The sequence below is a fragment of the Pseudomonas canadensis genome (genome assembly GCF_030980095.1).
Taxonomy (GTDB): Bacteria; Pseudomonadota; Gammaproteobacteria; order Pseudomonadales; family Pseudomonadaceae; genus Aquipseudomonas; species Aquipseudomonas canadensis.
Window position 1 is genome coordinate 5,253,024 of sequence record NZ_CP133298.1, and the last position, 25,681, is coordinate 5,278,704.

23 protein-coding genes are annotated in these 25,681 nt (G+C 60.3%); 5 read left to right on the top strand and 18 right to left on the bottom strand.

All coding sequences use genetic code 11. The features are described 5' to 3' along the window. The first annotated feature begins 107 nt into the window (after positions 1-107). Positions 108-611 (top strand): DUF6622 family protein, encoded by a 504-nt coding sequence (locus RB216_RS24425; RefSeq protein WP_308907989.1) that lies wholly within the window; start codon positions 108-110, stop codon positions 609-611. Positions 612-681: 70 nt separating this feature from the next. Next, positions 682-1,401, top strand: coding sequence for a hypothetical protein (locus RB216_RS24430; protein ID WP_308907990.1), 720 nt, complete (start codon positions 682-684; stop codon positions 1,399-1,401). A 132-nt stretch (positions 1,402-1,533) separates the two neighbouring features. On the opposite strand, the gene ptaA is transcribed toward RB216_RS24430, so the two are convergent. The 8 genes from ptaA to hmpA all read right to left on the bottom strand — a co-directional run bounded on the left by ptaA (position 1,534) and on the right by hmpA (position 10,298). Beyond that, complete coding sequence (gene ptaA, locus RB216_RS24435; RefSeq protein WP_308907991.1) at positions 1,534-2,628, bottom strand: pyoverdine biosynthesis transaminase PtaA; 1,095 nt, start codon at positions 2,626-2,628, stop codon at positions 1,534-1,536. 145 nt (positions 2,629-2,773) lie between these two features. Beyond that, complete coding sequence (cyoE, locus tag RB216_RS24440) at positions 2,774-3,661, bottom strand: heme o synthase (RefSeq protein ID WP_003194050.1); 888 nt, start codon at positions 3,659-3,661, stop codon at positions 2,774-2,776. Positions 3,662-3,672: 11 nt separating this feature from the next. Continuing rightward, on the bottom strand, positions 3,673-4,014 hold the full coding sequence (cyoD, locus tag RB216_RS24445) for a cytochrome o ubiquinol oxidase subunit IV (protein ID WP_010206434.1): 342 nt from the start codon (positions 4,012-4,014) through the stop codon (positions 3,673-3,675). Beyond that, the gene (locus tag RB216_RS24450; protein ID WP_010206435.1) at positions 4,014-4,640 is read right to left on the bottom strand and encodes a cytochrome o ubiquinol oxidase subunit III; all 627 of its coding nucleotides are present in this window, start codon (positions 4,638-4,640) and stop codon (positions 4,014-4,016) included. Before RB216_RS24450 ends, cyoD begins: the two co-directional genes overlap by 1 nt. 3 nt (positions 4,641-4,643) lie before the next feature. Next, positions 4,644-6,662, bottom strand: a complete 2,019-nt coding sequence (cyoB, locus tag RB216_RS24455) for a cytochrome o ubiquinol oxidase subunit I (protein ID WP_028617881.1) — start codon at positions 6,660-6,662, stop codon at positions 4,644-4,646. Positions 6,663-6,665: 3 nt separating this feature from the next. Further along, the gene (cyoA, locus tag RB216_RS24460) at positions 6,666-7,607 is read right to left on the bottom strand and encodes a ubiquinol oxidase subunit II (RefSeq protein WP_028617882.1); all 942 of its coding nucleotides are present in this window, start codon (positions 7,605-7,607) and stop codon (positions 6,666-6,668) included. 792 nt (positions 7,608-8,399) lie between these two features. Then, entirely contained in the window at positions 8,400-8,906 is a 507-nt protein-coding gene (locus RB216_RS24470; RefSeq protein WP_010206438.1) for a disulfide bond formation protein B, read from the bottom strand. Between the two features lie 210 nt (positions 8,907-9,116). Continuing rightward, positions 9,117-10,298, bottom strand: a complete 1,182-nt coding sequence (gene hmpA / locus RB216_RS24475; protein WP_305382727.1) for an NO-inducible flavohemoprotein — start codon at positions 10,296-10,298, stop codon at positions 9,117-9,119. Positions 10,299-10,445: 147 nt separating this feature from the next. Between hmpA and norR the strand changes: the two genes are divergently transcribed. Next, positions 10,446-11,969 (top strand): nitric oxide reductase transcriptional regulator NorR, encoded by a 1,524-nt coding sequence (gene norR, locus RB216_RS24480; RefSeq protein WP_028617884.1) that lies wholly within the window; start codon positions 10,446-10,448, stop codon positions 11,967-11,969. A gap of 46 nt (positions 11,970-12,015) precedes the next feature. On the opposite strand, the gene RB216_RS24485 is transcribed toward norR, so the two are convergent. After that, a complete protein-coding gene (locus tag RB216_RS24485) occupies positions 12,016-12,915 on the bottom strand; it encodes a DMT family transporter (protein ID WP_028617885.1) in 900 nt (299 codons plus the stop codon). Positions 12,916-13,053: 138 nt separating this feature from the next. On the opposite strand from RB216_RS24485, the gene RB216_RS24490 reads away from it, so the two are divergent. Next, on the top strand, positions 13,054-13,929 hold the full coding sequence (locus RB216_RS24490; RefSeq protein WP_122683429.1) for a helix-turn-helix domain-containing protein: 876 nt from the start codon (positions 13,054-13,056) through the stop codon (positions 13,927-13,929). Here the strand turns inward: RB216_RS24490 and RB216_RS24495 are convergent. From RB216_RS24495 to RB216_RS24530, 8 genes are all read right to left on the bottom strand, one after another. Next, the gene (locus RB216_RS24495) at positions 13,926-16,427 is read right to left on the bottom strand and encodes a LuxR C-terminal-related transcriptional regulator (RefSeq protein ID WP_308907992.1); all 2,502 of its coding nucleotides are present in this window, start codon (positions 16,425-16,427) and stop codon (positions 13,926-13,928) included. The two genes, RB216_RS24490 and RB216_RS24495, sit on opposite strands and share 4 nt — an antisense overlap. A 241-nt stretch (positions 16,428-16,668) precedes the next feature. Beyond that, positions 16,669-18,027, bottom strand: coding sequence for a DUF1329 domain-containing protein (locus tag RB216_RS24500; protein ID WP_068932147.1), 1,359 nt, complete (start codon positions 18,025-18,027; stop codon positions 16,669-16,671). 26 nt (positions 18,028-18,053) lie between these two features. Further along, positions 18,054-19,844, bottom strand: coding sequence for a DUF1302 domain-containing protein (locus tag RB216_RS24505; RefSeq protein WP_028617889.1), 1,791 nt, complete (start codon positions 19,842-19,844; stop codon positions 18,054-18,056). A 484-nt stretch (positions 19,845-20,328) separates the two neighbouring features. Further along, complete coding sequence (locus RB216_RS24510) at positions 20,329-21,240, bottom strand: SDR family oxidoreductase (protein ID WP_028617890.1); 912 nt, start codon at positions 21,238-21,240, stop codon at positions 20,329-20,331. A gap of 117 nt (positions 21,241-21,357) precedes the next feature. Then, positions 21,358-22,260, bottom strand: coding sequence for an alpha/beta fold hydrolase (locus tag RB216_RS24515; protein ID WP_028617891.1), 903 nt, complete (start codon positions 22,258-22,260; stop codon positions 21,358-21,360). After that, positions 22,260-23,042 (bottom strand): class II aldolase/adducin family protein, encoded by a 783-nt coding sequence (locus RB216_RS24520; RefSeq protein ID WP_308907993.1) that lies wholly within the window; start codon positions 23,040-23,042, stop codon positions 22,260-22,262. Before RB216_RS24520 ends, RB216_RS24515 begins: the two co-directional genes overlap by 1 nt. 150 nt (positions 23,043-23,192) lie before the next feature. Continuing rightward, positions 23,193-23,879, bottom strand: coding sequence for an LrgB family protein (locus RB216_RS24525; protein WP_236318309.1), 687 nt, complete (start codon positions 23,877-23,879; stop codon positions 23,193-23,195). Beyond that, positions 23,869-24,240, bottom strand: a complete 372-nt coding sequence (locus RB216_RS24530; RefSeq protein WP_028617894.1) for a CidA/LrgA family protein — start codon at positions 24,238-24,240, stop codon at positions 23,869-23,871. The genes RB216_RS24525 and RB216_RS24530 overlap by 11 nt, the downstream gene beginning before the upstream one ends. Before the next feature lie 98 nt (positions 24,241-24,338). On the opposite strand from RB216_RS24530, the gene RB216_RS24535 reads away from it, so the two are divergent. Continuing rightward, positions 24,339-25,235, top strand: coding sequence for a LysR family transcriptional regulator (locus RB216_RS24535; protein WP_028617895.1), 897 nt, complete (start codon positions 24,339-24,341; stop codon positions 25,233-25,235). Here the strand turns inward: RB216_RS24535 and RB216_RS24540 are convergent. Further along, entirely contained in the window at positions 25,216-25,671 is a 456-nt protein-coding gene (locus tag RB216_RS24540) for a flavodoxin (RefSeq protein WP_028617896.1), read from the bottom strand. The two genes, RB216_RS24535 and RB216_RS24540, sit on opposite strands and share 20 nt — an antisense overlap. Positions 25,672-25,681: the final 10 nt, after the last annotated feature.

A 25,681-nucleotide genomic window follows, 5' to 3' on the forward strand; every position in this document is an offset into this window, starting at 1 on the left:
CGGTTTTGTGGGCGGGGAGTGTTGATGTGGGTCAGGGGCAGATCGCTGGACAAAGGCGTCAGTACTCAACGACTATCCACCACCTCCCCTTTGCACGGACGCACACCATGCTCGACATCCTCCAAGGCACGCCCATTTGGGTCTACGCCATTTACCTGTGGATTTGCTACTACGGCATCAAGGCCTGCCTGGGTGGACGCGAAAATCGCCGCTCGCTGGTAATCCTGCCGGTGGTGCTGGTGGTGTGGTCGTTGATGTCGCTGGCGCCTTCAATCTTGTCGAGCGGCGCCTGGGTTGCCGGCGCGGTGCTGGGCAGCCTGGTGGGGATGGTGCTGTTCAACGTTGAGGGGGCGCGGCTGGATGCCAATGGCGAGACCCTGGTATTGCCGGGCACCTGGAAAACCCTGCTGATCTCGCAACTGTTCTTTGCGGTGAAGTACTACTTCGGTTACCAGCAAGCCGTGCATCCGCTGCTGCTGAGCACGCCGTCGATGTTGATGGCAGTGGGCGGCATATCGGGGTTTACCGTAGGTCTGTTTTGCGGACGAGCCGTACGGCTGCAGCGGGCGCTGACGGCGTTGCGTCGGGATAAGGGCATTGTGCTGCCTTGACCTGACCTCCCTCCCCCCTGAAAATGCCCGACGCTTTTTTGTCCTCGTTTACTGAAGTAGTGAAATTTCAATGTCCGATTCTTACACCGAAAAATCCGCCCCCGAAGAATCCGTAGTCGCCTTGCACGCCAAAGCCGAATACGAAAACGCCATCAATCTTTCACAGCATCTGCCAGCAGCCAAGATCATCAGTGAGATGGTGCTGGACGCGTTCCACACGTCCAAGGAAAGCGACCAGATCCGCGAGCTGCGCGTGGCCATCCGCCAGGCCCACGATGCTTTCGATGACGACAAGGCCTACGACCTGATGGGCCAGCTCAAGCAACTCAAGGACGCCGAAGCCGCCGATAACGCAGCCCTGGAAGACCTGAGCAGCAAGTTTTCGATCAGCCGCATCCTGTCCAGCTTCAAGGACGACCCCGAATTCCAGGAGTTGGTCTACGGCCTGGCGTTGAAAGTGCTGAACCAGAGCCACCAGGCCATCAGCAACCCAAGCGCCGGCAAGAGCAAGGCCTCACGGCCCAAGAAAGAAGCTGAAGTGTTTGTGATCAGCAAGGATGGCATCAGCGTCACCCTGCCGCTGCGCACGCCGCGCTCCAAGCTGAATGTCGACCGTGAGGCGTTCGAGTTTTTGGGGTTCAGCTTTGTGGGTGAAGGAGATGAGGCGGAGCTTGCGGTTGAGAGCTTTGTGGATAACGCCGGCGCCGAGCAGCCGCTGAGCCGCAAGAGCGTGATCACTGCGCTGCAGCAGCAGACCGCATTTGATGGGTACAGCATCGCGCAGCAGTAACCCAAGGCAAGCGACACCGCAGAATCAAATGTGGGAGCTGGCTTGCCTGCGATAGCATCACCTCGGTCTCATTGATATACCGAGGCGTCTGCATCGCAGGCAAGCCAGCTCCCACATTTGTTTTGCATCGGTTTAACCCGCGCGTTCGACTTGTGCCGCAAACACCTCACGAAACCGTGCCATCTCCCGCTTGTTCCCCACCGTCACCCGAACCCACTGCGGCCAGTTTTTAAACACACGGCCGATCAGCACGCCTTGGGCTGCCAGTTTCTCGATCACCTGCTCCGCCGGTTGCTTCACGTCGATCATGAAACAATTGGCCTGGGAGGCCGTGCAGGTGAAACCACGCCCCTGCAGCCAGGCCACAGTCTCATCGCGCAGTTGTTTATTGAGCGCCTTGCGTTGCGGCAGCAGTTTGACGTCCTCAAGGCTGGCAAGGCCGCCGAGCAGAGTGGTGCCGGCCGGCACGTTGTCGCCGCCAAATATGGCGAGGCGTTCCAGCAACGCCGGATGCCCGACCGCCAAGCCCAGGCGGGCACCGGCCATGCCGTAAATTTTCGAGAAAGTGCGCAGCACCAGCAGGTCGTCGTGGTCCTTGACCCAACTGACCACGCTGGGTACGTCGGCGAAGTCGATGTAAGCCTCGTCTACCACCAGCACACTGCCTTTGGGTTTATTCGCCAACGCGTGGCGGATGTCGTCGACGGGCGTAACGGTGCCAGTGGGGTTATTGGGGTTGCACAGGTAGAGCATGCCGGCCTGTGGATCGGCGGCGAGCATGGCCGGGATGTCGTGGGCGTGGTCGGCGTTCAGGCTGACTTCCTTCACCGCAGCTTTGTTCGCCTGCGCCGCCTGGTGCGGCACTTCGTAGGACGGCGTAGCCATCACCAGGCCGCGAGTTTCGCTGGTGAATGCCAGCACCGCATAACGTAAGGCCGCCATTGAGCCTGCAAACACTGCCACCTGTTCTTCGGCAATGCCTTGCTGCTGAGCAAATAGCCCGGCTAAAGCATACATGTGGTTGTAGGGGTAACGCCCGGACGTCGCGATACCACGCTGCATCGCTTCACGGGCGGCCTGTGAGGGTCCGTAGGGGCTTTCGTTGTAGTTGAGTCGCACCTCGTCAGACTTTGCCGGCGGCGGCGCCGCGACCGCCCAATCCAGGCGCCCCAATAAAGGCAGGGCGGCGCCCAGGGCGAGAAGGGACCGACGACTAACGCTGACCATGGGGCAACTCCTTGTTGGCGGGTGGTGGATTCGCAGAGCACGTACAGAGGGGTATGACGAGATAAACATCCGCAGATTTAAACCGACGCCCAAGAAAAAGCCCCGCGCTTCTCTCGAAGGCGGGGCTCTTTCACTGCAGGACCACTCAGTGAGCGTAGGTCAGCAACAGCTCTTTCGGCACTTGGAAATCCAGGGACATCATCACGCTGAGCGCGGTGATGGTGAAGATCGAGAACACGAACAGCTTGCGTGCCCAGACGGTGTCATCCACCGCCTTGTAGCCGGTCCAGGCCATGTACAACCAGTACATGCCCATGGCGGCGGCGACGGCAAGGTAGCTCATGCCGGCGTAGCCACTGAAGGTCAACATCAAGGTCGCCACGAGGAAGGCCAGGATGTACAGCAGGATGTGTTTCTTGGCGACCTGGATGCCACGCTTGACCGGCAGAACCGGAATCGAAGCAGCCAGGTAGTCATTGAAGCGGAAAATCGCGATGGCGTACGAGTGCGGCATCTGCCACAGGCTGAACATCACCAGTAGCGTCAGCGCGGCCATGTCGAAGCTATTGGTCACAGCCACATAACCAATCACCGGCGGCATCGCTCCCGACAGACTGCCCACCAGCGTGCCGTGAACCGACTTGCGCTTGAGGTACAGGCTGTAGAGGCCGACGTAGATGACAAAGCCGATCACGGCAAACAGCGCCGCCAGCGGGTTGGCCACCTTGTACAACAACGCCACGCCGGCAACACCGAGGACGGTCGCGTAGATCAGTGCCAGCTTCAGGGAGATGAGGCCCTGGACCAGCACACGATTCTTGGTGCGTTCCATCTTGATATCGATGTCACGGTCGATGCAGTTGTTGAACACACAACCGGAAGCTACCACCAGGGAAGTGCCGATCATTGCAGCCAGGAAGATGGCCAGATCGACATGTCCCTTGGAGGCCAGGAAGAAACCGCCCGCCACAGAAAGCACGTTACCGAAAATGATCCCCGGTTTGGTGATTTGGATAAAGTGCTTAAGCGACATCGGGTCTTACCTCACTTCGCCATCATGAACGTATGGATGCTGAACATGATCCATATCGACAGGCCAACCAGCAGCAGGATTACCAACCCTGCGAACACGAACGCAATCACGTTATCGCGTTGCTCTTTGGAGCGGTCCAGGTGCAGGAAGTACACCAGGTGAACCAGAACCTGAATCACCGCGAATGCCAGCACGATCATCAAGGTGATCGACTTAGGCAGGGTCGGGTACATCACCAGACCGAACGGGATGAGCGTCAGGATTACCGACAGGATGAAGCCGATGGCGTACGACTTAACGCTGCCGTGGCTTGCATCATGGCTGTCATGGTCATGGGAGTGTGCATTAGCCATTACAGAGTCCCCATCAGGTAAACAACGGTGAAGACGCAGATCCAGACCACGTCCAGGAAGTGCCAGAACAGGCTCAGGCAGCTCAGGCGAGTCTTGTTGGTGTTGGTCAGGCCGTGTTTATTGACCTGATACATCATCACCGCCATCCACAGCAGGCCAGCCGTTACGTGCAGACCGTGGGTGCCTACCAGCGTGAAGAACGCCGACAGGAAGCCGGAACGGTGCGGGCCGTAGCCTTCGGAGATCAGCAGGTGGAACTCATTGATCTCCATGCCGATGAAGCCCAGGCCGAACAGGAAGGTCAGTGCCAACCAGCTCAGTACGCCTTTCTTGTTGCCCTTGTAGAAGGCCAACATGGCGAAGCCGTAGGTGATCGAACTGAACAACAGCAAGGCGGTTTCGCCGAGCACGTAAGGCAGTTCGAAGATGTCGTGGCCCGACGGGCCACCCGCTACGTTATTTACCAGTACCGCGTACACCGCGAAGATCGACGCAAACAAGATGCAGTCGGTCATCAGGTAGAGCCAGAAACCGAAAACGGTCATCGGCCCCGAGTCGTGGTGATGGTCATCGTGCCCATGGTCATCGACATGGGCGTGTCCAGCATTGGTCACTAAGTTCGACATGGTTTAAGCCTGTTCCAACGAGGTTTCTACACGGTTGGCCGGGATTTTCTTCTCGGCGACCAGGCGAGCGTGTTGCTCGGCTTCGATGCGTTCGATCGTCTCGACCGGCACCATGTAGCCTTGATCATCACGTGCGGCGTGGACAATGAAGTAGCCGATGGTGCCCACCAGGCTCGCGATTGCCAGCCACCAGATGTGCCAGATCATCGCGAAACCGAACACGGTCAACAGCGCGCCCATCACCACGCCAGTGGCGGTGTTGTTTGGCATGTGGATCGGTTCGTAGTGCTTAGGACGCTGGTACGCAGTACCGTCTTCCTTGGCTTCGGTGAACGCATCAATGGTGTTCGCAGTAGGGATCACGGCGAAGTTGTAGAACGGCGGTGGCGAAGAAGTCGACCATTCCAGGGTGTGGCCATTCCATGGGTCACCGGATTCGCAAGCGTTCTGCTTACGGTCACGGACACTCACGTACAACTGGATCAGCTGGCAGGCGATACCCACAGCGATCATCACCGCACCGAACATGGCGACGTACAGGTACGGCACCCACTCAGGGTTGGTGGTAGCGTTCAGACGACGGGTCATGCCCATGAAGCCCAGTGCATAGAGCGGCATGAACGCGACGAAGAAGCCCGAGATCCAGAACCAGAATGCAGCCTTGCCCCAGCCTTCGTGCAGCTTGAAGCCGAACGCTTTCGGGAAGTAGAAGCTGAAACCAGCGATGTAACCGAAGACAGCACCACCGATGATCACGTTGTGGAAGTGAGCGATCACGAACAGGCTGTTGTGCAGCACGAAGTCAGCACCCGGGATGGCCAGCAGTACGCCGGTCATGCCGCCAATGGCGAAAGTCACCATGAAGCCCAGGGTCCACAGGACCTGGCTGGTCATGCGCAGACGACCGTGGTAGATGGTGAACAGCCAGTTGAATAGCTTCACCCCCGTCGGGATGGAAATCAGCATCGTCGCCAGGCCGAAGAAGGCGTTGACGCTGGCACCCGAACCCATGGTGAAGAAGTGGTGCAGCCAAACCATGAAGCCCAGTACCGAGATTGCGCCCGATGCGTAAACCATCGAGTGGTGACCGAACAGGCGCTTGCCGGTAAAGGTCGAGATCACTTCGGAGAAGATACCGAACGCTGGCAGGATCAGGATGTACACCTCAGGGTGACCCCATGCCCAGAACAGGTTCACGTACATCATTGGATTGCCACCAAGTTCATTGGTGAAAATGTGGAAATCCAGGTAACGGTCAAGCGACAGCAGCGCCATGGTAGCGGCCAGGATCGGGAACGAAGCCACGATCAGCACGTTTGCCCAGGTGCAGGTCCAGGTGAAGATCGGCATGTCCATCAGTTTCATGCCAGGGGCGCGCATTTTCAGGACGGTGGCCAGGAAGTTGACCCCCGTCAGTGTCGTCCCGAGTCCTGATAACTGTAGGGCCCAGATGTAGTAGTCCACACCCACGCCAGGGCTGTATTGCAGGCCCGACAATGGCGGATACGCAACCCAACCGGTCTTGGCGAATTCGCCGACGCCCAGGGACACGTTGATCAGCACCACGCCGGAAACCAGCAGCCAGAAGCTCAGGGAGTTCAGGAACGGGTAGGCAACGTCACGCGCGCCAATCTGCAGCGGCAAGGCAAGGTTCATCAGGCCGGTGAAGAATGGCATCGCCATGAAGATGATCATGATCACACCGTGAGCGGTGAAGATCTGGTCATAGTGTTCAGGTGGCAGGTAGCCAGGCGAACCCTCGGTGGCCATGGCCAACTGGGTACGCATCATGATGGCGTCGGCAAAACCACGCAGCAGCATGACCATGGCAACGATGACGTACATGACGCCGATTTTCTTGTGGTCGACCGACGTCAACCACTCGGTCCACAGGTAGGTCCACTTCTTGAAGTACGTAATACCTGCAAACAGTGCCAGACCACCCAGCGCGATCATGGCGATGGTCACCATTACGATCGGCTCGTGGAACGGGACCGCATCCCAACTTAATTTACCAAACATCGTTTACTCCTCTGCCCCAGCAGTTGAATGCGAGCCCGTGTCAGAACCTTCAACCGCGGCCACTTCTTTCTTCTCGTGCTTGACCGGCTTGCCTGGCTTCATACCTTCGTACTTGTCGACGATTTTCTGAAACAGGTCCGGCTCATACGCGGAGTACAGAGCGACTGGGTTGTTCTGGCTTGGTTTGGTCAGGGCATCGTATTCAGCTTGATCAAGCTGTTTAGGTGCGGCCTTGACTTCGGCTACCCAGGCGTTGAAACCTTCCTGGCTCGTCGAGATCGCTTTGAATTTCATGCCGGTGAAGCCAGCGCCGCTGTAGTTTGCGGAGATGCCTTCCATTTCAGCTTTTTCGTTGGCGATCAGGTGCAGGCGAGTCTGCATGCCTGCCATCGCGTAGATCTGACCGCCCAGGGCTGGGATGAAGAACGAGTTCATCACGGCGTCGGAGGTGATCCGGAAGTTAAGCGGAGTGTTCTCTGGGAACTGGATTTCGTTGACGGTGGCGATACCCAGGTCCGGGTAGATGAACAGCCACTTCCAGTCCAGCGCGACCACTTCGATGTTGATCGGCTTGACGTCGGATTCCAGCGGACGGTACGGGTCCAGCTCATGGGTCGACTTATAGGTGATGTAACCCAGGGCGATGATGATGAGGATCGGCACCAGCCACACTGCGATTTCAATCTTGGTGGAGTGCGACCACTTCGGCGCGTAGGTCGCGCTGGTGTTCGACGCGCGGTATTTCCAGGCGAAGGCGAAGGTCATGATGATCACAGGCACCACAACCAACAACATCAGCAGGGTGGCGGTGATGATCAGGTTTCGTTGATCCAGACCGATCTGTCCTTTTGGGTCCATCAAGGTCCACTTGCAGCCTCCCAGCATTAACATCATGCCAAGCAGCGGCAAAAAGCCTAGTAATCGGGGGTACCTGTTTTTACTCATCTCACGACCTCTAAAGCAGCTTGCGCAATGCAGTTGGGTTTTGATCGCCAACACTTCACCCTGCCAAGGGTTGGCATTTCTCTTCGATTGAATAAGAGCCTGCCCATCGCGCCATTAGGTGGCGTTTCACGGACCTGCGGTGAGTTCTTATTCGATTTCGTGGTTAAAGGCCTTGTTACAGACCAATTCCATTTGGTGCGGATAGTTGAAAGGCTGTCGGAACCTTGGGGTCGCACAGAGCCGTCCATCTGCCCCTCGACCGCTCCAGTGCTCAAATATTGAACAGCACCGGACATTCAGTGCGGGCGATTGTAGTTAGCTAGCGATGTATAAACCATGTCTTATAAAGAAATAATTTTTATCGATTACAGCAATAATCCTTCACCAATATTGCAAAGGTTCGCGATCTTATCGTGTTCGATTCTCAACAAAAACCACAAAAAATGCCGTGTTATAGGGCGACCCGTCGCAGCCCATATGGGCTGTAAGGGTAAGCCAAAGCGATGCAAGCCCCCATAAAACAAGGCATTCGGACATCACGCAATTGCTGACGTGGCCTGAGGTTCGTGGCCTCGCCGGAACCACGAACTGACAGCACATCTTGGCCGTTTTATGCAAATTTAAGCGGCCGTTCGGCGGGTCAGAAACGTCCTGCGGCAGCTTCCGTGTGACAACATGTCGCACACTGCGCGCACCTAAAATTGTCCGGCGTCACGTTCTATTCACAAATCCCTACAAACAAAAACGCCCCGGCCGTCCCTCAAGAAGGACCGGGGCGTTTCAGGGATGGGCTCAGGCTTTGCGCTGGCGATTCCGGTAAATCCCCAACGGCACCAGGATCACCGTCAGCACGAACGCAACCAGTGCCCACTGCGCCAGGGACAGACCCAGCACGGGCGGATACGGGGTGCTGCAGAAGCCATCGACCTGGAACCCCAGGGGGAACACTTTGGCCAGTGGCAGGTCATCGACGATCGGTTGCAGCACATCAATGCCGCAACTGACCTGGGGGAAGAACTGGGTGTACACGTGGTGACCGGCTGCGGCTACACCGCCGAGGGCGCTGAGTATCACCAGCCCTTCGAAAAACGTGAGCGCCCCTTTGGTGCGCATCGCCGCACCGATGAACGCGAAGATCGCGATCAACAGCAAGGCGTAGCGTTGCAGGATGCACAGCGGGCACGGCGCCTCGCCGAGTACCACCTGCATATAAAGCGCACCGCCGATCAGCGCCAGGCAGATGATGCCCAGCAACACCAGAAAGCGCCGCTCCCTGCCTAAACGCAATTCGTCACTCATCACCGTTTCCCTTTGTTTGGTTGTGCCAATGGCCGCAAGTTTACACACAGGGAGTGGTTTAAACAGAGGGGGTTAACGGGGGATTAACCTGGAGGAATAGATAAGCAAATGTGGGAGCGGGCTTGCTCGCGAATGCGGTTTGTCAGTCGACCTGTAAGTGACTGATCTATCGCATTCGCGAGCAAGCCCGCTCCCACATTTTTGAGCGTGTTATTCCAGGGCCGCAGCCGGGCCGAAGAACTCATAGCGGCTTTGCTTCTCGGGTACACCCAGCGCCTTGAGATGGCGCTTGATCGCGCCCATGAAGCCTTTAGGGCCGAGGAAGTAGGCATCGAGGTCGCGCTGCTCGGGCAACCATGCCGCCAATTGTTCCTGACTCAGCAAGCCGACCTTGTCCGCCGCCGGGCTCACGCCATCATCTTCGGCGTAGCAATAGAAGCGCTTGAGCTGTGGGTGCTTGGCCGCCAGGGCATCGACCCAATCACGGAACGCATGCACCCCGCCGTTACGCGCGCAGTGGATGAAGTGCACCGGGCGCTGGGTAGCCAGGGCCGCTTCGAGCATCGGCAAGGTCGGCGTGATGCCTACTCCACCGCTGATCAGCACCAGCGGTTTGTCGCTGGCTGCCAGGGTGAACTCCCCCGAAGGCGGAAACAGGTCAATAGTCGCACCGACGTGCAGTTGGTCGTGCAGGTAGTTGGACACCCGCCCGCCGGCTTCGCGTTTGACGCTGATGCGGTACAGGCCCGAATCGGTCAGGGCTGACAGCGAATAGTTGCGGCGCACTTCCTCGCCATCCAGCACCAGTTTCATGCCGATGTATTGGCCCGGTGCAGCGGCAAGAATCGGACCGTTGTCCACCGGGGCAAAGTAGAAGGAGATAATCTCGTCACTCTCCACCACGCGCTTGACGATGATAAACGGCCGCGCACCCCGCCAGCCACCCGGGGCCTGCGCTTTCTCTTCATAGATCGCCGCCTCGGCGCCGATCAGGATGTCGGCCAGTTGGCCGTAGGCCGCGCCCCAGGCGTTCATCACCTCGGGAGTCGCAATCTCACTGCCTAGCACTTCGGAAATCGCGCGCAGCAGGCACGCGCCGACGATCGGGTAGTGCTCCGGCAGGATCTGCAGGGCCACATGCTTGTTGATGATCTTGGCCACCAGGTCGCCCAGTTGGTCCAACTGGTCGATATGCCGCGCGTACATCAACACCCCGTTGGCCAAGGCGCGGGGTTGGTCGCCGCTGGCCTGGTGGGCCTGGTTGAACAGCGGGCGAACTTCCGGATACTCGGAAAGCATCATGCGGTAGAAATGGGTGATCAGCGCTTCGCCGCCGCTTTCCAGCAGGGGCACGGTGGATTTGACGATGGCACGGTCTTGGGCACTAAGCATGGGAGCCTCCTGGGCTTCTTTACTGATTGCCTTTACCTACTCAGTATTCGTGCCAACAAATAAATCGTTTAATTTCAATAAGTTATGCAATTTGTAGTCAGTATGACTTCCTGCAACGTATAGTCATAAGGACTACAAGGAGTCATTATGACTGCGCAATCGCTGCTCACCACCCTGCTGCCTCTGGTCGCCGACCTGTCCCGTGAACTGCCCGAAGGCGAGCGTTATCGTCGTCTATTACAAGCCATGCGCGCCCTGCTGCCCTGTGACGCCGCCGCGCTGTTGCGCCTGGACGGCGAATGGCTGGTGCCGCTGGCCGTCGACGGCTTGAGCGCAGACACCCTGGGCAGACGCTTCAAAGTCAGCGAACACCCGCGCTTCGCCGTGTTACTGAGCAGCCCAGGCCCTACGCGGTTTGACAGTGACAGCGAATTGCCCGACCCCTACGACGGCCTGGTCGATGGACTGCACGGGCACCTGGAAGTCCACGATTGCATGGGTTGCCCGCTGTTCGTCGACGATCAGCCCTGGGGCCTGCTGACCCTGGACGCCCTCGACACCGAGCGCTTCGAGCGCGTCGAACTGGACGCCCTGCAAGCCTTCGCCAGCCTCGCCGCAGCCACCGTCAACGTGGCCGAACGTATCGAACGCCTGACCCTGCGCGCCGAAATCTACCGCGAGGCCAGCGGCCAGCAGCACAAGGAGATGATCGGCCAGAGCAAACCCCACAAGCGCCTGGTGGAAGAGATCAAACTGGTGGGCGGCAGTGACCTCACTGTGCTGATCACCGGCGAAACCGGAGTTGGCAAAGAACTGGTGGCCCAGGCCATCCACGCCGCCTCAACCCGCGCCGATAAACCGCTGATCAGCCTCAACTGCGCCGCCCTGCCGGAAACCCTGGTGGAAAGCGAGCTGTTCGGCCATGTACGCGGGGCCTTTACCGGCGCGTTGAACGAACGTCGTGGCAAGTTCGAACTGGCCAATGGCGGCACGCTGTTTCTCGATGAAGTGGGCGAACTGTCGCTGACTGTGCAGGCCAAGCTGCTGCGAGTACTGCAAAGCGGTCAATTGCAACGCCTGGGCTCGGACAAGGAACACCAGGTGGACGTGCGCCTGATCGCCGCCACCAACCGCGACCTGGCTGACGAAGTGCGCCATGGTCGCTACCGCGCCGACTTCTATCACCGCCTCAGCGTCTACCCGCTGCAAGTGCCGGCGCTGCGCGAGCGCGGGCGCGATGTGCTGCTGCTGGCCGGCTTTTTCCTTGAGCAGAACAGGTCACGCATGGGCTTGGGCAGTCTGCGCCTGACCAGCGATGCCCAGGCGGCGCTGCTGGCCTATAACTGGCCAGGCAATGTGCGGGAGCTGGAACATTTGATCGGACGCAGCGCACTCAAAGCCTTGGGAAACTGTCGCGAGCGTCCGAAGATTCTGAGTCTGAACGCCCAGGACCTGGATCTGCCCGATGTCAGTGCGCCGGTGATCGACGAACCGGTCGATGCGGTGCCCAGCGTGACCGGCGACCTGCGCCAAGCCACCGAACACTATCAACGCCAGATCATCAGCGCCTGCCTGGAGCGCCACCAGCACAACTGGGCCAGCGCCGCCCGAGAACTGGGCCTGGACCGCGCCAACCTAGGCCGCATGGCCAAGCGCCTCGGCCTCAAATAACCCCACCCTCTGTAGGAGCCGGCTTGCCGGCTCATACAGTGATGGGTCAGGCCAAGGATTGTGAGGCAACCACGACCGGCTTGGGCTTACGAAACACCAACACATTGCCCAGCATCACCAGCACCAACCCCGCCAACGCTGGTGCAGTCCACTGGTACCCTTCGGCAAATGCCGAGACGTTCAACGCCACCACCGGGAACAGCACCGTGCAATACGCCGCACGCTCCGGCCCCATACGTCCGACCAACGTCAGGTATGCAGTAAAGCCGATCACCGAGCCGGGAATCACCAGGTACCACAGCGCGCCGATGTACCGCGCACTCCAGTCCATCTCGAACGGAATCCCACGCACCACGCAGTAGGTTGCCAGCATCAACGAACCATACAACATGCCCCAGGCATTTGTGGTCAGCGGTCTCAGACCGGCCTTCTGTTGCAGGCTCGAGAGCATATTGCCAGCCGAGAAACACATCGTCCCCAGCAGCGCCAATCCCAAACCGAGCAAGGTTTGCGGGCTGGCGGTATGCCCCACCAGTTCCGGCCAGAACAGCAGGCCCAAGCCCATCAAGCCCAGCCCGCCGCCCATCAACACAGTGCGCGCCACCCGCTGGCCGAAAAACACCCGGGCATTCAGCGCATTCCACAGCGTGGCCGTGGAAAACACCACCGCCACCAACCCGCTGGGGATCCATTGGCTGGCCGTCAGGAAACACATGAAGTTCACGCAAAACAGGCACAGCCCCTGGGCCAGGCAGATCAAATGCCCGCGCCGGTTCATCACCTGCAACTTGCGGCTGACCAGCAACAGCGCAAACAACACCAGCGCCGCCAGGCCGAAGCGATAGACGATGGACACAGGAATCGCCACCACGCCCAGTTGCCATTTGAGGGCGATCCAAGTGGTGCCCCAGATCAGCACGGTGAGTAAATACAGGGAAAGGTTCATAGCGGGCTCCATCGATTGAGCCACAGTGTGGCCTGCGATTCATGGCGCGCTCTTGCACAATCTTGCGCTTTTGTCGGACGGTGGGCGCACAGCACTCAACGCGCGGAGTAGGATGCAAGGCGTCGGAGAGTACGAACAATGCCTGATCTGGAATCCCTGCACGTCTTTCAAGCCCTTAACCGCTCGCCCAATGCACGCCTCGAAGCCTGCGCCGAGCTCGGTGACGGCTTGTCTGCGGCTTTGTGGAGCAACCATCACGATGCCCAGGATTACCAGGCTCCCAGCCATCACACCTTGTCGTGCTACATCGGCGGTGGCACCGGCACCTTTCGGCGTGACCAGCCGGGCACCAAGGGCGGGCCCGACAAGTTGTGCATCCTGCCCGCCGAGCATCAGTCGGCCTGGGTGATCAACGGCGAAATCCGCCTGGCCCATGTGTACTTCAGCCCGGAGCAATTCGCCCTGGGCTGCGTCACCCTGCTCGACCGCGAACCGCGCACTCTGCAATTGCGCGAAAGCACCTTCCTGGAAGACGCCAGCCAGGCCCGGCGCTTTCACCAGTTGATCGCGCTGAACTGGCACGAGCCCGCCGAGCGCCTGCTGACCAGTAGCCTGGCCCATGAAATGCTCAGCCACACCCTGCTCAGCCAGGTCGGCGCCCGCGATGGGCTGCGATTGAAAGGCGGGCTGGCGGCGCATCAGCGACGGCTGTTGGTGGACTACATCGACCAGCACCTGGAAGACCCGATCAGCCTGGGCCAGCTCGCCGGGATGTGTGCGCTGTCGGAATACCATTTCGCGCGGATGTTCCGCCAAAGCTTCGGCCTGCCGCCCCACCAATACCTGCTGGCGCGCCGCCTCACCCGTGCCCAGGCCCTGCTGCGCAGCAGCGCCCTGCCCTTGAGTGAAATCGCCTTGATGTGCGGTTTCTCCAGCGCCAGCCACTTCACCCATCGCTTCCGTCAAGCCATGGGCGCCACGCCCGGCGAGTACCGACAGGCGTTTTGCGCCTAGGTCATCAACCCCAACGTCTTGGCCTTGGCCACGGCTTGCGTACGTCGCTCCACGCCGAGCTTACTGTGGATACGCCGCGCGTGGGTCTTGACCGTATGCAGGGAGATAAACAGCCGGTCGGCGATTTCCAGGTTGGAATTGCCCAGGGCGATCAACTGCAGGACTTCCAACTCGCGCTGGCTGAGTGGGCTCTCTACCGTTCCCGACCCTGGCGCTTGCGGCTCCATGCCCAGCTCACTCAACAACCCCGGCGAGCGCAACCGCAGTTCGCGAATCGCTTGCTGCACTTGGCAGCGTGCCGCCAACGCCAGCCCGGTTTGCAGCGAGCGGCGTGCCAGCGCGCAATCACCGACTTGCCAGGCCACTTCGCCCAGCACCAGGTGCAGCTCGGTTTCCAGGCAGAGCATGCCGCGCTGATGGGCGGTGTCCAGCAAGGCCGTGAGCCGCTCCACCGATTGATCGGCGCAACCCAGTTTCACTTCAGCCAGCACCAGCAGGTACTCCAGGCGCGGCACCAGTTCCAGAGTGGCCGGCGGTGCCTGTCTGGCCTGGGGCCCACGAAAGTGGCGAAGCACGCGGCGCACCGCTTCCACTGTCAATTCAGCACGCCCCTGCTGCAACCAGAAATGACCGCTGACCAACAGCAACACCGCGCGGTACACCGTGTCGGGCACCTGACGCTGTTGCATCAGCCGCTCGGCGTCGCGCAGTTGCACAAAGGCCTGGGCGTAATCGCCACGGTTGGCGGCCAGCAGAGCCAGTCCAAGAAATCCGTAAAGCACGCGCTTGTCCTGGCTGTGCAGGCACATCTTCAAGCCCGCCTCGAAACACTCGGCAGCCAGGCTGTCCTGCCCTTGCCGCAACGCCAGGTGCCCGCGCCGCAGGGCGATGCGCCCGACCAGAGGCCCGGCCTTGAGGCGCTGCTCGAGCAGCATCGCCTGCACATTCTCCAGCAGGCTTTGCGCCCGATAAGGAGCGCCACGCTGCTCCAGCAGTTGCGCGTGATCCAGCTCCAACAAGGCTTCGAGCAGCAACGAGCCGTGGGCACGGGCCAGGCACAAGGCTTCGCGGCTCAGGGCCTGGGCCACGTCCAGTTCACCGCGCAACAAGGCTTGCTGGGTCAGGCCCGAAAGACACATCAACCGCGACGTCCAGGCGCTGTCGGGCAAGGCTTGAAGCGCTTCGAGGAAGTGTTCGCGAGAACGTTCGGCATCGCCACCCAGATGCAGCAGCCAGCCCCACTGCGCCTGCCAGCGCGCCAGCAGATAGCGCTGCTGCGCCGCTGTCGGTTGCGGCGCGAAGCGTGCCAGTTGATGGATGCATTGCGCGGCCTGCTCGAAGCGCCCGGCGAACAGCAACGCCGCGGTCAACAGCCCGACCAATTGCGCCGAACCGAGCATCAGCTCATCGCCGTGCTGTTCGTGCAGGCGCAACAGCAGCATCGCGTTCTGCTGGCGGAACAGGTCTTCGAAACTGAAGTGCTGCAACAGGCTCACCGCCACTTCATATTCTTCGGCGAGCAAGGCTTGTTCAAATGCGGCCTGCCAGTCCTGTTCGGCGGTGAACCATTGGCAGGCGCGGCGATGCCATGAACGCTTGGCCGGCCAGGGCTCATCACGCAGCAAATGGGAGAGCGGAGGAAAAACCTGCAACCAGTCGGTGTCTTCCCAGGGCTGGATAAACGCGCCGAAGGCCTGCAGATCGTGCAGGTACTGATCACCGTCGCCAAAGCCGAACAAGTGCTCGCACAGCCCAGCGTTGAAGCGCGGCAGATGGGCCAGCACGCGCCAGGCTTCGGCCAGTTCGGTTGGCAAGGTGCTGAACAGTTCGTGTTGCAGGTAATCGAGCAAGGTCTTTTCCGGGTGGCCGTCCCCCAGCAAGGCAATGCGCGCGCCGGCACACCAACCAGCACTGAACTGCAACACGCTGTCGACGGATTGCCCCGGGGCATGAGTGAGCAAATGCTGGATCTCGACAGGGCTGAACGCCAAGTCTGCGCCGCACTCCAGCAACTCGTCGTCGAGCAGCAACCGCGGCCAATTGCACAGTGGCCGACGCCGCGCGCCCAGCCACCAGGTCAGGGCTGGACTGCTGGCGGTCAACAGGCGATCGAGCAAAGCGTCGGTGTCCGGCGCGGGCAAGCGGCAGAAGTCATCGAGGAACACCCACGCCGGGGCCTGCCAACGCGCAAGGTCCGACAGCAGGGTGGCTTCATCGGTGAACGGCAAACCCAGGTTCTGCGCCAAGCGCAGGCAAAGATCGACGGGGCTCAGGGCAACGCCATTGAGCGGCAGCCAGTACACCGGGCAATCCTTGGGTGCCTGCAACGCGCACTCGGCGAGCAGCGCACTCTTGCCACTGCCAGCCGGCGCGCAGAGCAACTTGACCCTGACCTGCGCCGCCAGCAAAGGCTCGGCCAAACGTGGGCGCAATAGATGGTGGGCGGACAGCCGAGGCATGAATCCAGGACGGTCCAGGCAGCGTGTCATGGCGGTCATTGCTGCATCCTGCTTTTTTATTGTTATGCAACGTGGCGCCTACCCTAGTCCTGTGGTCGGCGGTTGTTGAAGAAGTATTCAGCAGGGTGATTTCCAGCCATAAAATTCAAGGTATCCACAACCCAATGTGGGAGCGGGCTTGCTCGCGAAGGCGGCGGATCAGTCTATGAATTCGGTGACTGACACTCCGCGTTCGCGAGCAAGCCCGCTCCCACATTGGACCTGCATTTTACATCAAGGATCAACGAACCCCTTCGGCCCTCAATGCGGCCGGGGTGTAGTCCGCAGCCTTGGCCGCGAAGCCAAACATAAAGCTGCTCTTCTCCTCATTCTTCATGCCCAGCGCGATGTAGCGCCCGGCGATGATGTCGTAGAGGGTTTCCACGGTGTAGGCCGGAGTCTGGTGGTCGTAATAGAACTGCGCATGACCTTCGGCGACACGCCACAGTTGACCACGGCCGTCGTAGTGATCCACCAGCGCCACCTGCCAGCTGTCCTCGTCGATATACATGTGGCGCTTGGCGTAGATATGCCGCTCACTCGGCTTGACCGTGCCCACCACTTCCCACACGCGGTGCAGCTCATAGCGGGTCAGGTCCTGGTTGATATGGCCGGCCTTGATGATGTCGTCGTACTTGAGTGTCGGCTGGTCCAGCTTGTAGCTGTTGTAGGGGATGTACATCTCTTTCTTGCCCACCAGCTTCCAGTCGTAGCGGTCCGGAGCACCGGAGAACATGTCGAAATTGTCCGAGGTGCGCAGGCCGTCGGAGGCGGTGCCCGGCCCGTCATAGGCCACTTGCGGCGCGCGGCGTACGCGACGCTGGCCGGCGTTGTAGATCCACGCCAGGCGCGGCTCCTTCACTTGGTCGAGGGTTTCATGCACCAGCAGCACGTTGCCCGCCAGGCGCGCCGGGGCCGTCACCGACTGTTTGAAGAAGGTCAGCACGTTGGCCGCCTTGGCCGGGTCCATGTCCGGGATCAATTGCGGCACCGCCACTTCCTCTTCGAAGCGGATCGGCGTGTAGCTGCCGTTGGTCTGCGGCGTGGCCTGGGTGATGATGCGGCGCAAATTGCCGCCGTGGTAGCGGGTGATGTGGTTCCACAGCACTTCCACGCCATTCTTCGGAATCGGGAACGCGTAGTAGCGGTTACCGGTGAAACCTTCCAGTCCATTGCCGTCGTTGATCGGCTTGACGTTCAGCGCGCTGCGCTTGATCGACTCGTAGATCTCCGGCGGCAGGTTGACCGTGCGGTGGGTTGGGTACACCGGAATTTTGTAGGTCTCAGGGTAACGCTTGAACATCGCCACCTGGCCGTCGGAAAGTTTGTCCTTGTACTTGTCGACAGTGGCCGCGGTGATCACGAACAGCGGTTTCTCACTGGCGAACGGGTCGGCGAGGAAGCCTTTGCTGTCGACGGCGCCGGCATTTTTAGGAATGCCACCGGTCCAGGCCGGGATTGAGCCGTCGGCGTTGCCGGCTTTTTCGGCGCCGACCGGGGTCAGGGTCGTGCCGAGCTTGGCCGCCTCTTCCGGCGACACCGCTGCCATCACGTGGGTGGCCAACAGGCTGAGGGCCAACACTGCAATTGTCTTACGCATGGATGCTTGTCCTTCTTTAAGCCAGGTCAGAAGTTCGCGCCGAAGCTGAGGGCGAGGAAGTCGCGGTCGGTCAGGGTGTTGTAGTCGCCACCGAAAAAGTCGGTGTAGCTCAGGCTGGCGGTGTAGGTGCTGCGGTAGTCCGCGTCCACGCCGATGCTGATGGCCTTGGCGCCTTTGTTGAACAGACCATTGGGGCCGTAGCCGGCCACGTCATGGGACCACGACAGGTTGGGCTTGAGGTTCACCCCGAAAATTGCATTGTTGTAGTCAAGGATCGCGCGCGCTCGGTAGCCCCAGGAATTGGCTGTGACAAAACCGTCGGTGTCGCCTTGAAAACCATAGGCACCGTAGACCGAGTCGCGGCCGTAGCGCAGTTTGGATTTGTCTTCCAGCCCGGCGACGTGCACGTACGCAGCCTCGCCAACCAGCGTCAGGCGTTCGGCCCCCAGCACCTGGTCGAAGAACTGGGTCATGGTGCTTTGGATCTGGGTGATTTCCTTGCGGCGGTAGCCTTTGTTGTCGTCGCCAAAGTTGCTGCGGATCGGCGAGGCCAGTTGGCCTGCAACCGGGTTGATCAGGGCCAGGGTCAGGTCGGTGGTGTTGAGTTGCACGGGGGCATTGGGGCGATAGCTGATCTCGCCGGTCCAGGCCGTGCCGGTAGGCAAGGTGGTGGAGAAGCTCGCACCGAACAGGCGGATGTCTTCCGGGTAGTCGAGGTAATACTGGCCACGACCGAGCATCAGGCTCTGGACCAGACCTGCACCCGAGCCGGGCGCGATGCCATTGGCTGCGCCGGAGATCGCACCGAGCCTGGCCAGGCTTGTATTGTTGGTGATGGTGCCCACCGTCGGGGTGCGGCTGTGGTAGTTCATGAAGTACAGGCCGTATTCGGTGTCATCTCCCAACCAACGCAACGCCGTACCGAACTGACCACTGTCACGGGCATCACGATCCCGTGCACGCTGCACGATCACACCTTCACGGGTCACTTGAAAGCCCTGTCCAAACGCGGCGGCTAGAGGCTGCAACGGCGCAATCGCCGGGTTACCGACCGTGTAGTTGTCATTACAGCCGTGGGCCGCCACATCCCCACCAAAGAATGTGCCGCAATTATCCAGTACGGTATTTTCCCAGTTCAGTTGGTAAAAACCTTCCACTGTCAGCTGGTTGGTCAAGCTCTGGGAAGCGAACAGCATATTTACCGGAATCAGCCCTTCCTTGATCTCCGCACCGGGGCGGCGAAAGGCTGAAACGTCGATGGGGTTGATGCTGTTGATGGAGTTACCGATAAAAGTGCTCTCGCCCCAACTGACCACTTGCTTGCCCAGCCGCACGTTCCCTGGCTGATCGCCAATGGAATAGTTGTGATAGACGAAGGCATCGAGCAATTCGTAGCCGGAAGACCGCGCGCCTTCATCGCGGTGGTGATTGCTGATCTGTTTGAATTCGCGATCTTCATCCTGCAACTCGAAGTCGTACCAGTACTTGCCCCGAACGAACACGCCGCTGTCACCGTACTTGAGTTCCAGGTCGTGAATACCCTTGAAGATCTTGGAAAAGGTCTCGCCCTTCTTGAAGTTCAGGCGCCCGTCATCCCCGGTAGACGCCTGGCCAGTGCCGCCGTTGACGGTGCCCACCAGCTTTTTATCGGCGTCGCGCATGCCCCAGCTCGCGCCCACCGACAGCGAGGAGTCGAATTGCCCTTCGATCTCGCCAATGTTGAACGAAACAGCCTGTGCCTGGGCACAGCACCCCAACGCAACCGCAGCGGCCAGCGCCTGTGGCCTGAAGATGGCGCGCATTGTTGTTCTTGTCATGCGTCTTCCCCGGTGAGTGACAGAAGGCCCCACCCTACTGCCGCCCAACGGGAGCGATAAGCGCACCAAGGAGGGATTCGTGTTGTCGCCCAAAAGGATGACACGGCGCTCTGGCCTGGGCTCCGGGCGCAGGCATGCATTAGGTGGATGGAGGGTTATCAGGGGGATGTATGGAGGACTGCGCAACTGTTGCTGATTGCGCAACAGTCCTTGTCACGAATCGGCATTACTCATTTTGTTACAAGCGGCTATTCTTGTCGGGCTTTCAGGGCAAATGGCCCGCTTCCCCATCGGGAAGAAAAGCCAGATTCAAATGGATTGATGCCTGTTTTCAGTCTATTAGCCGTGTTCACTGACGTTGATTTGTCGCTCCTTGATCCAACGTCTTACTTCGGCCGCTGCCTATGCAGCGGCCTTTTTTATGCCTGGAATAAAACGGGACGCCATCAGCGCCCTGTAGGATTCAAGCTTATTCAAGCAACGATCACAGGCTGAACTTCTGCAAATTGGCCATCATCTCCTTCAACGCCTCGATGTTGTCCTTGGGGTGCGCCGCCCCTTCGAAGTCGCAGATCTGCTGCCAATGCGCCGCCACGTCATCAGGCGAGAAGCCCGTTTCCGGATCAAAGCCCACCCCCAGGCTACGCTCCCAACGGGTCTTGCCGATCCAGCCGCCGCCCACTTCAAACAGCCCCGAGGTTTCCTGGCACGCTTCGCTGCCCAGGTACACCACCAATGGGCTGACCAGCTCCGGCTTGAGCCGCTCGAATACCTGCGGCGGGATCAGGCCTTCGGTCATGCGCGTGCCGCCTGTCGGGGCGATGGCGTTGACCAGGATGTTGTTCTTGCGACCTTCCAGCGCCAGGGTCCGCGTCAGCCCGTACAGACCCAGCTTGGCCATGCCGTAGTTGGACTGGCCGAAGTTACCGTAGATGCCCGAGGTGGATGCGGTGAAGATCACCCGGCCGTAACCTTGCTCGCGCAGATGGGGCCAAGCGGCGCGGGTAACTTTGTAGGCGCCCTCGACATGCACCCGGTAAACCAGGTCCCAGTCGCTGTCGTCCATTTTGTGGAAGGTCTTGTCGCGCAGGATGCCGGCGTTGTTGACCACCACATCGATACGGCCAAACGCATCGAGGGCGTTCTGCACAATCTTGTCACCGTCGGTGACAGAGTCATGGTTGGCTTCAGCAATACCGCCAGCTTCGCGAATCTGCGCCACCACGCGATCGGCAGCCGAAGCGTTGGCGCCTTCGCCCTGGGTGGAACCGCCCAGGTCGTTGACCAGCACCTTGGCGCCATGTTTGGCGAACAGCAGCGCATGGGCACGGCCCAATCCGCCGCCGGCACCGGTGACGATCACGACCTTATCCTGGAACTGCACTGATTCACTCATACCGAACTCCAATGGCGACAATGGGAATAGGTCGAGTGTCAGGCAAGGGGGCGCTGGTCACAATAAAGCCGGCCAGGGCTGAATGGTGCTCGATAAGGCTGGGGGATAATCGTCAGCTCAGGAATAGGCCAATCGAGGTGTCGGTTGCCCAATCCGGTCACGAAACGCCAGGTAGTGTTTGAGCACCTGCACCGGCGCCTCGATCTGTGGGTAGTGGCCGATATTGGCCAGCAGCACCGTGTCGGCGTGGGGCACCAACTCGCGGTAACGCGCCACCATATGAGCGCCCGAAATCGGGTCGATCTCGCCGTCGATCACCCGCAGCGGCACATCGCCCTGTTGCATCGCTGCCACCCAACGCTCACGCATACGGCGGCGTTGAGGGATGTAGGCAATGAGTTTGTGCAGGATGCGCGTGCCGTCATGGCAGTCGATCAGGCTCCAGAAATCATCCAGAGCGCTTTCGCTGGGGCGGGTATCAGGGCCAAAGATCTGGTTGAAACTGTTCGCCAAGGCATTGCGCCCAAAGGCACGACCGATCATCCAGCCCAGCGGGCTCAGCAAGAGTTTTTGCACCAGCGCCGGGCGATGGGTTTCGGGAAACAGCCCACCGTTGAGGAACACGCAGCTGGCCATCTGAAAGCGACCCTCGTAGTGCCGGGCCAGCAGTTCCTGGGCGACGCTGTCACCGTAGTCGTGGGCGAGCACGTGCACCGGCTGCTCAACGCGCAGGTGTTCCAGCAATGCTTGTTGCAAATCCGCCTGCTCCAGCAGGCAGTAACCGTGGTCGAGTGGCTTGGCCGAGTCGCCGAAACCGAGCATGTCGCAGGCGATCACCAAGTTGCGCTGGGCCAAGGGCTGCCACAAGTAGTGCCAGTCCCAACTGGCGGTGGGAAAGCCATGGATCAGCAGCAACGGCTCGCCCTGCCCCGCCACCCAATAACGGAGGGTGCGGCCATGGAAGTCGAACGTCTGGCTGCGTTTGCGCCAGGCTCTCAGCGGGATCTCGGCGAGTGGCATCAGCTTCTATACCCAGGGTCTTGAGTGTCCAGCTTACGCAGCAACGCCGGCCAGGCCAGCGCGCCTCCCATACCTTGCGCGCTCTTTGTGACAGCCGCCACCATCGCCTTGGCGCCAGCGAGAATCTGCGGGCCGATGTTGATCAATTCAGCGCCACCGTTTTGCGCCAGCACCTGGATATCGCAGGCGCGCTGGAAAGTGAACATCATCAGAAAGGTGTCGGCAATGGTGCTGCCGCAGGTCAGCAGGCCATGGTTGTGCAGCATCAGGAAGTTGTTGTCGCCCAGATCGGCCTGCAGGCGGGCCTTCTCTTCATGATTCAGCGCCACGCCTTCGTAGGCGTGATAAGCCAGGCTCGACAGCACGAATATCGACTGCTGGCTGATGGGCAATATGCCTTGCTTCTGTGCCGCCACCGCCACACCGGCAGCGGTGTGGGTGTGCAGCACGCAGGTCACGTCGTGGCGCACTTCGTGGATGGCGCTGTGAATGGTGTAGCCCGCCGGGTTGATCTCGTAGGGGCTGTCCATCAGCTTCTTGCCGGCCTGGTCGACCTTCACCAGGCTCGACGCGGTGATCTCATGAAACATCAGCCCGTAGGGGTTGATCAGGAAGTCATCAGTGCCCGGCACCTTGGCCGAGATGTGGGTGAAGATCAGGTCATCCCAGCCATGCATCGCCACCAGGCGGTAGCAGGCGGCAAGGTCGACACGGGTCTGCCATTCGGCAGCGCTGACCTGATCTTTGACATTCTGTGGCGATAGAACGGGGGCATGACTCACGGCAACGACCTCCTTGGCACATTTTCTTCTTGTTATTTTGGGTGATGGGCCAGTCTAGTCAGACGTCTCTGCCGCCGTAGTTGCCTTGGCAGCCAGCTTGATGACCGTACGAGTCAGCGTTGAGAATAGTTGAGATCCATCCAAGCGACGTCAGAGAATTGCCGTCAATAAGGGCGCGGCGAACAGGTTGAGCAACCCCGTCAGCACCATCACCAAGCCCGCGACGGAGCCCTCTTCGCCGCCGACTTCATGGGCTCGGCTCACGCCCGCACCGTGGGCACCCACGCCAAACAGCGCGCCGCGCGCCAAGGGTGTGCGCAGCGGCAGCCACTTGAGCAGCACGCCGCCGAGCATGGCGCCGAATACGCCGGTGAACATCACGAACACGGCCGTCAGTTCCGGCACGCCACCCAGGTCGGACGACACGGGCATGGCGAACGGTGTGGTGATGGAGCGCGGCACCAAGGACATCGTCACCGAGCTGTCCAACGCCAGGGCTTTGGCCAGGCCGAACGAGGTGGCGATAGAGGCCACGCTGCCGGCGATCATGCCCAACAACAAGGCCGGCCAGTAACGCGCCAGCAACGTGCGCTGCTGCCAGATCGGCACCGCGAACGCCACCGTCACCGGCCCCAGCACGAGCATCAGCCAGTGGGTGTCGGCGGAGTACTCGGCGTAGGCGGTGTTCATCGGCACCGCCACGGCCAGCAAGAGTACCGGCACCAAGATCAGCGGCGACAACAGGTAAAGGCCGGTACGGCGGTAGATCCAGCGGCTGAAAATGTACGCACCCAAGGTCAAGGCGAGCCAGAATACCGGCATCCATTCAAGCTTCATGGCGCAGCCTCCAACGGCACACCAGTTCGACGGTGAACGCGGTCACCAACATCACCGCCAAGGTGCTGAAGCCAATTACAAGCAAGATGCGCCAGCCGTCATTGCGCAACAGGCCGCCGTAGTCCAGCAGGCTCATCAGCGCGGGGATGAAGAACAACAACATTTCAGCCATCAATACACCGGCGCCCAATTGCAGGGCCGCCGGTTTGACCAGGCCGCTGGCGAAGGTTGCAAGCAGCAAGCCGAGGCCTACTACACCACCAGGGATCGGCCACGCCAGCCAGACGGCCAACTGGCAACCGAGCAGGTAAATGGCCAACAACACGACCAGTTCAATCAACAGACGGATGAAACGTTTCATGGGCTTTGGGTCCTCGCAGGCCTTCATTTTAGAGAGGCGCGCCCTATCCCCACAGCGAATTGTTAGACTGCCAGCCATTCCAAACAGGAATTCAGTAGATGGAATTCAAACAGCTGCGCAGTTTTGTAGAAGTGATCCACCGGGGTGGCTTCACTCAAGCGGGAAAAACGCTGCACATCAGTCAATCCGCCGTCAGTAAACAAGTGGCACAACTGGAGCAGAGCCTGGGCACACCGCTGTTGGAACGTACCGGCTCACACATCCGCCTGACCGCCACCGGCGAAGTGGTGCTGCAACGGGCTGAAGCCATGCTGCGCTTGCAAACAGAACTGCTCAGTGAACTGGATGATATGCAGCAACTGACCCGCGGCGAGTTACGCCTGGGCCTGCCGCTATTGGCGGGCGATACGCTGTTTGCCGGGCTGTTTGCCGAGTACCGCAAGCGCTACCCGAAAGTCACCATCCAGTTGCTGGAGGGCGGCAGTCGCACGATCGAACAGGCGATTCTCAATGGTGAACTGGATGTGGGGGGCTGCCTGAACTCCAGTGATCCGGCCTTCGCCCGACAAGCCTTCTGCGATGAACCGCTCGACGCCCTGCTGCCGATGGATCACCCGCTGGCACACAACGCTCAGGTGCGCCTGGAGGAACTGGCGGACACGCCGTTCCTGATGTACCAGCGCAGCTTTGTGCTCAATGATCGGTTGATCCAGGCCTGCCAGCAGGTAGGTTTCACTCCCCGGGAAATCGGGCGCAGCGGCCAGGCCGACTTCCTCGCTGCCCTGGTCGCGGCCGGACAGGGCGTGGTGCTGTTGCCCAGCGTGGTTGCCCGTGGACTGGTGCGACCGGGCGTGGTGCGCCTGACGCTCAAGGCACCCGACGACCTGCGCTGGGACATTGCGTTTACCTGGCGTGCGGGCGCCTATCTGTCGAAGGCCGCCCAGGCCTGGCTGGCGTTGCTGCGGGAATTTCCGGTCAGCCGCGCAGTGCAGTGACCAGGTCGGCCAACCACGGTTCGGCGTCGGCTTCGGGGGTGACGCTTTCGCTGGCGTCCAGGCGCAGCATCGGCAGCACTTCGCGCACGCCGAGTTCACCAAACAGCTCGCGCATTTGTTCGCCGCCACCACAGAAGGTATCACCGTAGCTGGCGTCACCCAGGCCGATCACCGCGCCGGGCAGACCGCGCCAGGCGGCAGGCAGTTGGTCGCGAATGGCCGAATACAGGGGTTGCAGGTTGTCGGGCAACTCGCCCATGCCGGTGGTGGATGTCACCGCAAGGAACGCCTCGGGGCCGAAGGCTTGCACATCCGCCAGCGTGGCGCGTGGATTGTGCCAGGCCTCGAAGCCGGCGGCCTTGAGGATGTCGGCGGCGTGGCGGGCGACTTCTTCTGCAGTGCCGTAGACCGAGCCGGAAAGGATGGCGACTTTCATCAATCTGATC